The organism is Pseudomonas sp. ok272 (assembly GCF_900109995.1).
Taxonomy (GTDB): domain Bacteria; phylum Pseudomonadota; class Gammaproteobacteria; order Pseudomonadales; family Pseudomonadaceae; genus Aquipseudomonas.
This window is the reverse complement of record NZ_FOCB01000009.1, coordinates 70,955-84,539: the sequence shown is the minus strand read 5'-3', so window position 1 is coordinate 84,539 and position 13,585 is coordinate 70,955. Positions and strand designations below refer to the sequence as shown.

Here is a 13,585-nt window from a genome sequence, read left to right as displayed (position 1 = left end):
AAGCGGCGCGTTGCGGATTCTAGCAAAAAACCCAGGCTTAATGCTTGCTACCGCCGGCACAGGTCGGCGAGGCAGGTGCCGCGCCGGTCTTGGCCCACTCTTCAGGCGTGTAGGTGTGCAGCGCCAATGCGTGGAACTCCCCCATCAGCTCACCCAGGGTCGCGTAGACCTTCTGGTGGCGCTTGACGCTATTGAGCCCGGCGAACTGCTCGCTGACCACCACGGCCTTGAAGTGGGTCTGCAACCCACGGCTGTGCATGTGGCTTTCATCCAGCACCGCCAGATGCGCCGGGTGCAAGGCCTCCAGCACCGACTCAATACGTTGTTGCATGCTCATTGCGGGCTCCGCTTAAGGCTTTTTCTTGGCTGGGGTCGCGGCTTTCGGCTCAAGCTCGCTGGTCATGTCGGCCAGCAGCTTGTTGACCACAGGCACTGCGCTTTCCAGCTTGGCCTGGGTCAGTTGGGCCGATTGCTGGGTCAGCTGAGGCATTTTTTCCAGGACCTTCTTGCCCAGTGGCGACTGGTAGAACGCGACCAGGTCCTTGAGCTCGGACTCGCTGAAGTTGCTGGTGTACAGCTTGACCATATCGGGCTTGAGCTTGTTCCAGCCAATGGCCTGGTCCAGCGCGGCGTTGGCCTTGGCCTGGTAGGTTTCCAGCAGGGCACGCTTGGATTCAGGGGCCTTGGTTTGCTCGAAGCGCTGGGCAAACATTTGCTGCACTTGCATGTACACCGGGGTGCCCAGCTTGTCAGCGTGCGCCAGGGTCAGGAAGGTCTCGGCACTGGCGTTGTGGCTGGCGGTGTCGGCAAGAACCTGGCCGCTGGCACACACCAGAGCAACTGCGGTACAGATGGCGCGAAGACGGGTCATCGAGTTTCCTTTTTCAATCTGGCGAGGTAAAACCCCAAGGGGGGCCATTCTGCACCTAAAAAACTCGGGGGCTCAACCCCTACGCCTGATCCCGCTTGATTGGCAAGGCATGAACGGTAGAAAAAGCGACTGATGGAACCCCAGCCGACAATCACGACCTAAACTTTGCTCTCAGCCCTGAAGGAATGTGACCCATGAGCCGTATTGAAACAGACAGCCTTGGTCCGGTCGAAGTCCCGGATCAAGCCTACTGGGGCGCGCAGACACAACGCTCGTTGATCAACTTCGCCATCGGCACCGAACACATGCCGCTGGCGGTGCTTCACGCGCTGGCCCTGATCAAGAAAGCCGCGGCCCGGGTCAACAGCCGCAACGGCGACCTGCCCGCCGACATCGCCCGGTTGATCGAACAGGCCGCCGACGAAGTGCTGGCCGGCGATCACGACGACCAATTCCCCCTGGTGGTCTGGCAGACCGGTAGCGGCACCCAGAGCAACATGAACGCCAACGAAGTGATTGCCGGACGCGCCAACGAACTGGCCGGCAACCCCCGTGGCGGCAAGGTGCCCGTGCACCCCAACGATCACGTCAATCGCTCGCAAAGCTCCAATGACTGCTTCCCCACCGCCATGCACATTGCCACCGTCCAGGCGGTGCAGCACCACCTGCTGCCGGCGATCAACGAGCTGTCAGGCGGGCTGGCCGAACTGGCGGCACGCCATATGAAGCTGGTGAAGACCGGGCGCACCCACATGATGGACGCCACCCCCATTACCTTCGGCCAGGAAGTCTCGGCTTTCATCGCCCAACTCGACTACGCCGAGCGGGCGATCCGCAACGCCCTGCCAGCGGTCTGCGAACTGGCCCAGGGTGGCACGGCCGTGGGCACCGGGCTCAATTCCCCCCATGGCTTTGGCGAAGCGATTGCCGCCGAACTCGCCGCCCTGTCCGGCCTGCCGTTCGTCACGGCGCCCAACAAGTTCGCCGCACTGGCCGGCCATGAACCGCTGACCAGTCTGTCCGGGGCCCTGAAAACCCTGGCCGTGACGCTGATGAAGATCGCCAACGACCTGCGCCTGCTCGGCTCCGGCCCGCGTGCCGGCTTCGCCGAGGTCAAGTTGCCGGCCAACGAGCCCGGCAGCTCGATCATGCCCGGCAAGGTCAACCCGACCCAATGCGAGGCCCTGTCGATGCTGGCCTGCCAGGTGCTGGGCAACGACGTGGCGATCGGCTTTGCCGCCAGCCAAGGACACCTGCAATTGAACGTGTTCAAGCCGGTGATCATCCACAACCTGCTGCAATCGATTCGCCTGCTGGCCGACGGCTGCAGCAACTTCCAGCAGCACTGCATCGCCGGGTTGGAGCCGGATGCCGGGCAAATGGCCGCGCACCTGGAGCGCGGCCTGATGCTGGTGACGGCGCTGAACCCGCACATCGGCTACGACAAGTCAGCCGAGATCGCCAAGAAGGCCTACAGCGAAGGGTTGACCCTGCGCGAGGCGGCATTGCAGTTGGGGTACCTGACGGATGCGCAGTTCGATGCGTGGGTGCGGCCGGAAAATATGCTGGAGGCGGGGGGCAAGGGTTGAGCCTGAGGTAATTTGGCGCCTGGTAGACCGTCTTCGCGGGCAAGCCTTAATGCCAGTCAGTTAAGGCGTCAAACCTGTGGGAGCGAGCCTGCTCGCGAAGACGGCAACACAGCCAACATCTCCGTTGACTGACCTACTGCTATCGCGAGCAGGCTCGCTCCCACGTGGGTTTCGCTTAACTGACTGGCATTAGGGCACGCCCCTCCATCCTCAGCCAGACACCACCCGCGCCCGCCGAGCCTTGAGCCCAGCGATCAACGACGGTGCCAGCGCCACCGACGCCGAGCCCAGCACCACCAGGACCGCGCCACCATAACCCAGGCCGTTGATCTGCTCGGCGTGCACATAGTCGGGCCACAACCAGGCGGCAATCGCCACCGCCACGAACGTCACCAGTGGGGTAATCGCCAGGGTCGCACTGACCCGCGACGCCTCCCAATGGGCCAGCGCCTCGGCAAACGCGCCATAGGCAATCAGCGTATTGAAACAGCAGGCCAGCAACAGCCAGCCTTGCAACGGGCTCAGTTGCAGCGCCTCCATGGGATGCACCCAAGGCAACAGCAAAAGCGCGCAGGACAGGTAAATCACCATCATCACCTGCAACGAATTCCACACCGTCAGCAATTGCTTCTGGCCCAGGGCGTAGAACACCCAGATGGTGGTGGCGAGCAGAATCGTCAGGACCCCGGCGGTGTAGGTGCCCAGGGAGGTCAACAGTTCCGTCAGCCGCTGGTTGAAGAACAAGGCAAAGCCAATGATCAGCACCACCATGCCCATGCCCTGCCCCAGACTGAAACGCTCCTTGAACAGGAACACACTGGCGATAATCAAGAAGATCGGCCCCATCTGCACCACCAATTGCGCGGTACCGGGGCTCAACATCTTCAGCCCGACCAGGTACAACACGTAGTTGCCGAGCAGCCCGCACACCGCCATCGCCACCAGCCAGCCACCGCGCCGGCCGAGGGCTTTCGGACTGGGCAAGCGTTTGACAGCGGCCAGGTAGATGAACAGGCACAAGCCGGACACCATCAGGCGAAACCAGGTCACGGTGATCGGGTCCATCACCTGCAGTACCTGTTTGAGCTTGATCGGCAGAATGCCCCAGAGCAGCGCGGTCAGCAGGGTCAGGGATAAGCCATAGACCCAGCGGCCGGAAGAGATGTGCATGAGCGCCCCAAAAACCAGAGGTGAAGGAGCGGGCATTCTAGGGGGATGCGGTGCGTTTTGGGTAAAGATCGTTGCCACGCGGTGAACGGCCCTCGGTATTTTACCGGGCACGCGTGAGCGGCGTGCCCGGCGCCGGCCTTCGAGCCCCTCGTAAACGCTCATCCGGGGTGGCTTCAGCCCTACCGTGTTAGTGGATCACGGCACGCCCATCACCAGTACCCCGCTCCCGCTGATGGTCCCGGGGGTCGGCAGGGACCCCGCTCGCCGAACGAGGGAAAACGTCACGTCGTCGCCGCCTACGCTGTTGGTGATGCGGGTCAGGAACGAGCCGCCCACTTGCACCGCAGAGCCCGCACGAACAAGCGCGGTGCCCACGTCCGGGCTCGTCATCATCAGCAGGCGTGTATCGAATGACGACGCGATACCTCGATAGCTAATGGTGATCGGCGTGGTTATCCCGGGGTCCGGGCATGTGTAGGTCAGTCGGCGGTCGGTGCGCACGGTCGTTGTCAGCGGATCGGTGCCTATTGCCCTCTGGTGTACGGTGCCGAAGTCTATGTTGATCGGGTTGTTATTGTTGATCGTGCAGGTAGACGGGGAGACTTCGAAGTTGTTAGCAGCGGTGTACGTGACCGTGAGTTCCGGCCGAGTGGCGTCGTAGTTGTTCGAACTGGTGAGACGCAAGAGGCCAAGGCTGTCGCCTATTCGAACATTGATCGGGTTAGACGGATCGTTGCGCAGCAAAATATAAGGTGTGATATCGATCGGGTAACCGATCCCGTTGTTAGGCATCGTGGCCACCCTTATGCCCACCGGGACCGGGACGTTCTGGAAAGAGCCATTGATTCGCAAACCAGCCCGTTCGCCGACAAACTTGGGACCGGGCGTCCAGGGAGCTCCTGAGCTATTCCCGGTTGACCAATAATCCGCCCCCCAAGCGGGACCCGCTCCAGCAGTGAATCGACATTCAAGCCGAGCCCCCTCCAGTAGAATCCTCACGCGATCTTCATCGAGCCGTACACTCACCGGTACAGTCAGGTGAGTGACGCGCGCCCATTCACCTCCATTGACCCGACAATCGACGGCCTGCGCGGTCGTCGTCACAGCAGTCAGGGCAAGCAGCACAGCGGCTCCATATAGTCGTTTCATTTTGATCTCTCGTTGCACCTGCGCCCAGGCACAGCCCCACGAACACTCGGTCCGTGTGTTAACGCCGCGCAGGGGAGGTTTGAGGTTTGTCCGAGGCTGGTTTCAGCCTATGAATGACGGTGCACCGCTACGGGTAGTCCAGCGTAAACGTAGAGGTCACCGTGTACGGGCCGTGCCCTATGGTTTGATCCCGGATGGCGTTCGGCTCACCTTGCACATAGGCCTTGAGCTCGATCACGTTGTTGCCCGTGCTCAACACCTGCTCGTCGCTGACGGCATTCAGGGGCAATGGCTTATCGCTCAGGGTCTCGATACCCACCCCAATACCTGAGGCACCACTGCCACCATCCAGCGCGAGCAATCCGGGCAGCGCCAGGTTTTCCCTGCCGCCGAACATGATCGTGACCGTGTTGCCGACCGTGGTATTACAGTCGTCCAGGTGCAGCCTGAAGCCCTTCCCCCGTGAACGGGTGTTGATGTAGAGATGCTTGCTGCTCAGGTCCCAAAGCTCCAGCGTGATGGCCTCGTCGCCAGGGCGAATCGTGCAGGCCTGCTCAACCAGGTTGCCCTTGAAGCTCAGGTTGTCCGCCGCGTGCCCTTTGGGCATCAGGCCGAAGGTGAGCAGAAATATCAGCCCGACACAGGACCAACACCGATGAACGATTTCTTGTCGCATGGACTCAGCTCCTACTCGTATTCGGCCAACAGCGTAGCCACCGCCGTAAACCTTGCGGGCGCCAGCATTGCTCCTGGCCGTTTGACGGGGACCACCTCCAGTCTCGGCGGCGACGACAGCGTGATATCCAGCGGCGTATTGAGTTGAAACGGCGCATTGTTCTGAAAGATCCGAATGCCCAGCTCCGGCACACTGGTTTGCACCGCGGCGCCATCAAACACCGTTGACGTACCGTTGACACTCAACTTCAGTAGCCACGGGAGCGTGTCGGTACCACAGTTGATGGCGTACCCGACGCCCCTGCGGTACTTCACGCCATCGACGCGTTTTACCCCGACATCCCCAAAATCGACTTCAATCGTATTCCCAGCATCAATCGTGCAAGGGGGTGGCTCATTGAGCGTTCCACTGAACGTCAGATTGGCTGACGCGCCACTGCACAGACCGATGGAACACAAGGCGAGCAACGCTCGCTGCTGCCAACCTGTCATTGATCGTTCCTCTTCATTGGTATTCGACCACCAGGGTCGCGGCGGCATCGAACGCCCCACCCGTCAGCCTGCTGCCCACGCGTTTGACAGGCACCGCCTGCACCACTGGAAAGTTGGGGTAGGTAAAATTCACCGCCGTATTCAGCGGCCAGTCGGCGCCATTCACGAACAGCTTGACCCCGAGATCCGGCTTGCGGGTCAAGAGCACGCGGCTATCAAACGACGCCCCTGGCCCCTTGAGTTCCAGCGTCATCGCATTACTGAACGGGGCGCTGCAGGTGACGGTGTAAGGCACATCCCGACGATAATTGACCCCGTCAACCCGTGACGTCAGCAGGTCAGCCCCAAACGGCACATCGAGCGTAGTGCCGCCGTTAATGACACACGGCGGCGGCGCGACGATGACCGCACGCAGGATCAGACTGACCTCTGCCTGCACACCCTGGCTGACGGCCCACAACAGGCCGCCACCGATAAGAAAGGCCCATGGGCCGGTTGCCTTAGCCATTACTCTGCCCTTACTCATAATTGAGCCTGAAATCGACGACGGCGCGAAACACCCCGCTGGTCAACGGCGCCAAGGTGCGTGTCGGCTGGACATTCCACGTCTGCGTGTTGCTGCCCACGGCCAAAAACAATGGCTCGCCCCTTGAACCCAGCTGTACATCCCGCCCCAGCGCATCCGTCAAGCGCAGGCCCATCCCGGTGATGCCTTGCACTTTGACCAGGCGTGGGTCATCGGCATCGGCCGGTGCGATAAACGCGACCGACAGCACCGGTTGATGGGCACTCCATGTCAGGTTGCCCGTACGCTCACTGCGGATGCTGCCGGCAGTGCGCTGGCAATCGGTAAACCGCAGTTGAAAGGGCATGGCGCTCGCCTGGTCGCCGGGCCGCTGCAACTGGCTGGCCGAGACGACACCCAAGTCAATCGTTTGGTGGAGCGATGTCATTTCCAGGCTGCACGGGATCTCATGCATGGCCCCGGTAATATTCAGCAGCCCTACCATGCCCTCGACATCCTCCTCGGCCTGGGCGTGAGCGCTCCCCACCAAGGCCAGTAACAGGCCGCCCAGGACCTTCACAGTTTGCGATTTCATGACGTTCTCCCCCGGCAGGCGCTACGGCTTAGGCGGTGATGCTTGCGCGTTCACTTGGCACGTGTCGCCACTGCAGGTGAAGGCCAGCAACGGACGCCCGCCGTAATCATTCACATAGGCCAAGTAGGGTGTTGTACCGAGTGCCTTGGCAGTCGGCCCCAAGGTCAGCATGCCTTTGGGCGGGACCATCAGCGGCTCGAAGCCCTGCACGGTTTTGCCGTCCTTGCTGCTGCGCGCATCCACCAGCGTCACGTAGTAGGGCGTCGGGTTGTGCACCTGATAACGGTCGCCTTCGCGGGTCAGGGTCAGCTTTTCTTGCCACGGGTTGGAAAAGTCCTGCTGGCTTGGGGTAATGGCTTGCGGTCGGTAGAACAACTTAATCCGGGTCTGCAGTGCGATTTGCAGGGTGTTGGACTTATCGCTGCGCGGCGGGATCTCCCTCAAGTTGAAGTAGTAGACCGTCTCTCGGTCCTGCGGTAACAACTTGGCCGCCGGCAACGCCTGAACTTTCAGCTGACTTTGTTTCCCGGGCTCCAAGCGTTGGACCGGCGGCAGCACAATCAATGGCGTGGAAATCTTTTTACCCGCTTCATCCTCAATCCAGCCCTGGGCCAAATACGGCAGCTGGGTATTGTTATTGGTGATGTTCACGCTGGTGGCCTCTTTGCCTCCATCGAAAATCACTCGGGTACGATCCAGGCCGACAGCGGCAGTGGCCCCCTGGCTCAAGCCTAGAGCCAGCAGCGCGAACGCCTGGGGGGTGAGACGCGTGTTCAACATCATGAGGATAAGTTCTCCGTATCGGTGTGCTTGCCGGGCAGCGTGGCCGGCTCAGGTAACGCGTGAACAGTGGCGAGGCTCTGGCAGTGCAGGTGCAGGGCATCCGTCAAGCCATCCGCCGGTAACGTGCCGGGAAGTGTGAGGACGCATTGCTCATCACCGGCCCAACTGACGATCATCTGCTCGCCCGCCTTGATACCGCTCAGGTAAACATTGCCGTCGTCGTTCACAATCCCGGTGTCCTGTTGCTTGATGTTCTTCACCGTCGCGCCGAAGGGCGGTGAACTGCCATCCGGCAGGCGCAGCACCGCCATGGCCTTCTCACCGGCAATCACTTCCAGTGAGCGATAGCCAATCGCCCCTTCGGTCAGCGTCAGTTGCGTGACGGATTGCGTCGCTTCGACATTGCTCGGCAAACGCTCCAGATCGACACTGGCGGCCGTCCGCTGGTAGCTGCTGATATCGGCGATAACGGCCTTGCCGAAGGCGTTACTGCGGGTCGGTGAGCCGTAGCCCCGCACCGGCACATCGGGCACACCACCGGTATCGACCATCAGACGGGTGCCGCCGGTGCCATGGGTCCGATGCAGTGCCGCACCGTAAGGCGTGAGCGTGCCGCCACCGCGCGCCGACACACCGAGGCTGCTGTAACTGCCTTCTTGCTGACTGGCGCTGACATCAATGTCAGCCTGGTCACCCCTATGGCTCAGATAACCACTGACGGCGTTATCGCTGGCACTGAGTTGGTAGTTGTTACGCTCATCGAGGCGATCACTGTAGCGCGTTGAAAACGTGTTACTGCCGGCGGCGCGACTACCATCCAACGACAGCGTGCCGCTGCGCCCCAACGGCAGACTGACCGTCAGCGACAGGCCGTTGTCCCGATAGTGGTATTCCTGGTTGCGGTACATGTTCAAGGACATGCTCATGTTTTTGACCGTGCCCACATTGAAGTAACGCGACACCGACACGTTCCAACGCTGAGTGTCCGGTCGATCCCAATAGGTTTGTTTGTTGTAACTGGCGTAGACGGTCGCCCCTGCATCACGAAACTGCTTGTTAACGGTCGCCGTATAAAGTGCCTTACTTGCGCCAATCGGTTTCCAATTGTCACCGCCTTCGTGGTATTCCCCGCGTCCGCCGAGTTCGCCATTCAAGCCGTAATGACGAGCATCCAGGTACTCACTCATGCTCAGAAAGCCCCTCTCGGAAAACCGATAACCGGCGAAGGTGACTTGGCTGTCATACTGTTCAAAGTGCTTGGAGTATTGAAGGCGGTAGGATTTACCCGAGAGCGTCTCGTTCCAAACGTTTGCGTGAGATTGGGTAACATCCAACGAGAGGGCCCCGAACATCAGCAAGTCCCGCCCTGCCCCAACGGATAACGCCTGGTAGTTGTTATCCGTTATGCCGCCACCAAACAGCGACCAACCATTGTCGACGCCCCAGGAGAACTCTCCGGTCCCGAAAAAATCGCCCTCTGCACCGTACTGAAGATTGGACGGTCGCCCAGCCGCCAGCTTGTAGCGAACTTGCCCTGGCCGCGTCAGGTAAGGAACGCCTGCCGTATCGATCTGGAAGTGGTGGACCGAACCGTCCTGTTCTTCCACCCGCACATCCAGCGTCCCCGTCACCGCATCCTGAAGGTCCTGAATACGAAACGGCCCCGCTGCCACCAGGGTTTCATACAGCACACGGCCCTGTTGGCTGATAACCACCTTGGCATTGGTTTTGGCCACCCCAACCACTTCCGGAGCGTAACCACGCAAGTTGGGGGGCAATTGGTTTTCATCCGACTTGAGCCCCACCCCGGTAAAACGGAAGCTGTCAAACAAGTCCGAATACAGGTAATCCTCACCCACCACCAAGCGCGCCTTCAGCGCCGGAATGGCGCGATAAGCGTAGTAACGACTCCATTCCAGCTTTTGATAGTCGGACGCCCCCTCGCGACGATTCTCCACACGCCCCTGCCAATCGCCCCTCAGGCGCCAGGCCCCGGCATTGGCCCCGAGCGTTCCGTTACCACTGAGGTTGTTGCGGGCCCTGTCATTGCGTTGATAGTTCGATTGCGCCGTCAGGTTGTAGTCAATCAACAGCCCCGGCACCCCCTCATCCCAGCGCGAAGGCGGATCCCAGTTAGCGGCGCTGTATTCAAGATAGGCTTGAGGCAGGTTGATGTTCAGCGTGGAGGTGGCCAGATCACCTCTGACCTCCATACCCGGCAAGCTCTGCACCTCCAGGCACTGCCCGCCGTTCCACCACGTGAGTGTGCCGGCTTCGGACCTCTTCAGACCCAACTGCTCGACAAGACCGGGCGACAAACAGGCCTGACTGCCTTTGGGATCATCATCGGGGGGATAGAACGCCACCGATTGCTCAGCAATAGGCTGGGTATTGATCTGCACGACCATCGAGTAAGTGCCAGGCAGGATAAACCCGCTGCGCGCAAACCGAGACAAGTCGATATTGGTGCGATCACTCAGATCAAGAACATCGGTATTGAACTCGATATCCCCGGCCCCCATCGCAGTGCCTGCCAGTGATATCAACCCGCCAAGGAGGCTGGGTCGCAGCGTATTTTTGACCTTCAACGTCTTCAACATGAAAGCAGCCCATCAATGTTCAAAAGTATTCCAACTTGAACCGCACCGCGGCACTGTGGGATCCAACGATCATCGGCAGTCCGTTGCCAACCAAGCGAAGTGTGTAATGCAGCGTCATATCGCCCTCAGCCAACGGCCTCGGGTTCATCCGTTCACCCGGCACACTCTCCTCGCCGGCAGAATCCACAATATGCAGAGCCACCCCCTGCGAGCCGCCAAAGACCGCAAACGAGCGCCCCTCTCTATCCCTGGGGCCATCAAACGTCACACGCAGATGCTCCCAATCAGGCAGGCTTGCGCCCGGGCGCAACGGGTCTGGGCGCGTCAATGAACAATTGATCAAGCGCAGCTCAAAGGGGTGTGGTTCGCCCCTGGCGTTTCGCACAATCCGGCCCAACGGTTCGGGAGGCATCTCGATGGTTTGATCGGCACTGGCCAGTTCCAGCCCGCAGGCTGAATCAACCACCTCTCCCCCCAGCGTGACGAGCCCATCGCCTTGCGCAGACGCCTGCGCAACAACACCTGGACTGATGAACATCGTCAAAGAAGAGGCGACAGCGAGACTTATGAATGTTTTCACCTGTATCCCCCGCCTGTTTCCCCCCGCCACACTCAGTGGCGGGGGAAAAACTTACTGATAAGCCAAGGTGAAGTTGGTGATTGCGCTGAAATCACCGGGGACGATCGGGCCGGTCGCGGCACCCTGCACATAGGCACCGAACTCCAGTGTGTTATCACCGGCGACAATGATCTGCGGGGCCGTAGCGACACCCAACTTAATCAGGTCACCGCCATGGGTCATCATGATGCCCACGCCGCCGGCACTGCCGACGGTGCCCAGTGCGCCAGGTACCACGCTCGACGGCGCGCCCGTGAAAGTCGCGTTTACCGTGTTATCCGTGAGGTCGGACAAATTGCAGCCTTCAAGTTCGACTAGCACACGGCGGGCTTCCGACTTGCCACCCGATTCCAACTGTTGTTTCGCGATCGCCCCCAAGTGAATGGTCTGGTCCACGGAGTCCGGTTTAATCGAGCAAGCGCCCGAGTGGACCGAGCCCAAAAACGTCACCGTTCCATCTGCCGCCTGAGCAACGGAAATCGAACCCATCAGCAGTCCGAGCGACAACAGCATAGTTTTAACGTTGGTATTCATTCACAGATTCCCACATAACAAACTTCATTAAAGGAGCCCTGGCGCAGCGAGGCTGCAGGACTTATTAAACAAGCGGTAGTTCAATGCCATCAGCCGACTGCCCCTGCCTCACCTTTCCAACTAGTTGCATTGCAAGTCAGGAGTTCGTCCAACGCCAGGCAAGTGTCTACGCCTCACTTGTTCAAGTAAGCCATCCTTTTCGTTTAATGAAGTAGTCTTGTCATATCAAGACAGATAGGAAAACAATGGCAATCTGCCAACAAACTAAAACAGACTGAAGGAATTAGACTACACGCACTTTAATGAGAATAGTTTAGACAAAAATACGTCCGTAAGACTAAGACTACATACACTAAAAAACAACAGTGATTACTTAATCAATTCAACTATCAAGTCGAATCACGAGAAGGGAAGTGTCTGCCGCGCGCAGTGAACCGCTGGTACGACTGAATACCCGCCAGCACGCAAGTCGCTCAGCCCTGATGATGACTAAACAGCAGACGTACAGAGGGGGAGCAAGCTCCCCCTCTGTTTTTTGCGCGTGAAAGCCATCAATGCATTAGTGTCCTGTCTTGGAAATACGTTACCTTTTTGACGAGCATCTGTTGCTGCCAGGCAAGGCGCCGCGACGAGTCATAGCAGGGCTATGGCGAGGAGTGGCAACGCAGCATGGCGGCGACAGGTGCCGTCAAAAGGGAACAGCTTATTTCCGAGACAGGACACTAGCGCACCGCTTCAAACAAACCACTGGCGCCCATGCCACCGCCCACACACATGGTGACGATGCCGTAACGCAGATTGCGCCGCTGCAGTTCGCGCACCAGGTGGCCGACTTGACGCGAGCCGGTCATGCCAAAGGGGTGGCCGATGGAAATCGAGCCGCCATTGACGTTGTACCTGGCATTGTCGATTTCAAGGCGATCGCGCGCATACAGACACTGGGAAGCGAACGCTTCGTTCAGCTCCCACAGGTCGATATCGGCCACCTGCAACCCACGGGCCTTGAGCAACTTGGGCACCGAGAACACCGGGCCGATGCCCATCTCGTCGGGCTCGCACCCGGCCACGGTGAAGCCGCGGAAAAACGCCTTGGGCTTGAGGCCCAGCTCCAGCGCCTTCTCCAGGCTCATCACCAAGGTCATCGACGCGCCATCGGACAACTGCGACGAGTTCCCCGCCGTCACCGAACCGTCCTCGGCGAACACCGGCTTCAACCCGGCCAAGCTTTCGTACGTCGTATCGGGACGGTTGCAGTCATCACGCTCCACGGCACCGTCGAGAATCTGCACCTCGCCGGTGTTTTTGTCCTCGACCTTGTACTTGACCGCCATCGGTACGATTTCATCATCAAACAACCCTGCCGCCTGGGCCTGGGCGGTACGGAGCTGGCTTTGCAGGGCATAGCGGTCCTGCGCCTCGCGGCTGACGTTATAGCGCCGCGCGACCACCTCCGCAGTCTGGCCCATGGGGAAGTAAATGCCCGGTGCCTGCTCCTTGAGCAGCGGGTTGATCAGGTGGTCGGTGTTGACACTTTTCATCGTCAGGCTGATGGACTCAACCCCGCCGGCGACGATGATGTCACTGCACCCCGAGGCGATCTGGTTAGCGGCAATGGCAATCGCCTGCAACCCCGAGGAGCAGAAGCGGTTGAGGGTCATGCCCGCGGTACCGGTGCCCAACTGCGAAAGCACGGCAACGTTACGCCCGATATTGAACCCCTGGGCGCCTTCGTTGGAACCCGCACCGACGATGCAATCCTCGACACTGGCCGGATCGATGTGATTACGCGCCAGCAGCGCATTGACGCAATGGGCGGCCATATCGTCAGGGCGCGTCTGATTGAACTTGCCCCGAAAAGACTTGGCCAGGCCCGTGCGCACGCTATCGACGATCACTACTTCACGCATGGCATACCTCATTGTTGTTGTCGTTGAAGGAAGTCAACCGAGCATAAAGCCCGCAACCGACCGACCGCGACAATCATTCACCTGACGTATGTAAAA

General features: G+C 59.9%; 14 protein-coding genes. 1 reads left to right on the top strand and 13 read right to left on the bottom strand.

Annotation, left to right across the window (positions count from 1 at the left end; translation table 11 throughout):
- Positions 1 to 37: 37 nt before the first annotated feature.
- Together BMW74_RS14580 and BMW74_RS14575 are read right to left on the bottom strand one after the other, a co-directional pair.
- A complete protein-coding gene (locus tag BMW74_RS14580; protein ID WP_093421838.1) occupies positions 38 to 337 on the bottom strand; it encodes a BolA family protein in 300 nt (99 codons plus the stop codon).
- 12 nt (positions 338 to 349) lie between these two features.
- Positions 350 to 871, bottom strand: coding sequence for a DUF2059 domain-containing protein (locus BMW74_RS14575; RefSeq protein WP_093421833.1), 522 nt, complete (start codon positions 869 to 871; stop codon positions 350 to 352).
- A gap of 194 nt (positions 872 to 1,065) precedes the next feature.
- Between BMW74_RS14575 and BMW74_RS14570 the strand changes: the two genes are divergently transcribed.
- The gene (locus tag BMW74_RS14570) at positions 1,066 to 2,460 is read left to right on the top strand and encodes a class II fumarate hydratase (RefSeq protein ID WP_093421830.1); all 1,395 of its coding nucleotides are present in this window, start codon (positions 1,066 to 1,068) and stop codon (positions 2,458 to 2,460) included.
- A 210-nt stretch (positions 2,461 to 2,670) separates the two neighbouring features.
- Here BMW74_RS14570 and BMW74_RS14565 read toward each other — a convergent pair whose 3' ends face one another.
- The 11 genes from BMW74_RS14565 to BMW74_RS14515 form a co-directional block, all read right to left on the bottom strand.
- Entirely contained in the window at positions 2,671 to 3,630 is a 960-nt protein-coding gene (locus BMW74_RS14565; protein ID WP_093421827.1) for a DMT family transporter, read from the bottom strand.
- A gap of 195 nt (positions 3,631 to 3,825) precedes the next feature.
- Positions 3,826 to 4,779 (bottom strand): fimbrial protein, encoded by a 954-nt coding sequence (locus BMW74_RS14560; RefSeq protein ID WP_093421824.1) that lies wholly within the window; start codon positions 4,777 to 4,779, stop codon positions 3,826 to 3,828.
- Positions 4,780 to 4,906: 127 nt separating this feature from the next.
- Entirely contained in the window at positions 4,907 to 5,455 is a 549-nt protein-coding gene (locus BMW74_RS14555; protein WP_093421821.1) for a fimbrial protein, read from the bottom strand.
- Positions 5,456 to 5,466: 11 nt separating this feature from the next.
- Positions 5,467 to 5,946, bottom strand: a complete 480-nt coding sequence (locus tag BMW74_RS14550; protein WP_093421817.1) for a fimbrial protein — start codon at positions 5,944 to 5,946, stop codon at positions 5,467 to 5,469.
- 13 nt (positions 5,947 to 5,959) lie between these two features.
- The gene (locus tag BMW74_RS14545) at positions 5,960 to 6,454 is read right to left on the bottom strand and encodes a fimbrial protein (protein WP_093421813.1); all 495 of its coding nucleotides are present in this window, start codon (positions 6,452 to 6,454) and stop codon (positions 5,960 to 5,962) included.
- A 10-nt stretch (positions 6,455 to 6,464) separates the two neighbouring features.
- On the bottom strand, positions 6,465 to 7,046 hold the full coding sequence (locus tag BMW74_RS14540) for a fimbrial protein (protein WP_093421810.1): 582 nt from the start codon (positions 7,044 to 7,046) through the stop codon (positions 6,465 to 6,467).
- A 21-nt stretch (positions 7,047 to 7,067) separates the two neighbouring features.
- Entirely contained in the window at positions 7,068 to 7,829 is a 762-nt protein-coding gene (locus BMW74_RS14535) for a fimbria/pilus periplasmic chaperone (protein ID WP_093421806.1), read from the bottom strand.
- Positions 7,826 to 10,429 carry an outer membrane usher protein gene (locus tag BMW74_RS14530; protein ID WP_175479226.1) on the bottom strand — a complete coding sequence of 868 codons (2,604 nt, stop codon included), beginning with the start codon at positions 10,427 to 10,429 and terminating at the stop codon, positions 7,826 to 7,828. Before BMW74_RS14530 ends, BMW74_RS14535 begins: the two co-directional genes overlap by 4 nt.
- Before the next feature lie 19 nt (positions 10,430 to 10,448).
- Positions 10,449 to 11,009 (bottom strand): fimbrial protein, encoded by a 561-nt coding sequence (locus BMW74_RS14525; RefSeq protein WP_093421796.1) that lies wholly within the window; start codon positions 11,007 to 11,009, stop codon positions 10,449 to 10,451.
- A gap of 51 nt (positions 11,010 to 11,060) precedes the next feature.
- The gene (locus BMW74_RS14520; protein ID WP_093421791.1) at positions 11,061 to 11,582 is read right to left on the bottom strand and encodes a fimbrial protein; all 522 of its coding nucleotides are present in this window, start codon (positions 11,580 to 11,582) and stop codon (positions 11,061 to 11,063) included.
- A 722-nt stretch (positions 11,583 to 12,304) separates the two neighbouring features.
- On the bottom strand, positions 12,305 to 13,489 hold the full coding sequence (locus tag BMW74_RS14515) for a thiolase family protein (protein WP_093421782.1): 1,185 nt from the start codon (positions 13,487 to 13,489) through the stop codon (positions 12,305 to 12,307).
- Positions 13,490 to 13,585: the final 96 nt, after the last annotated feature.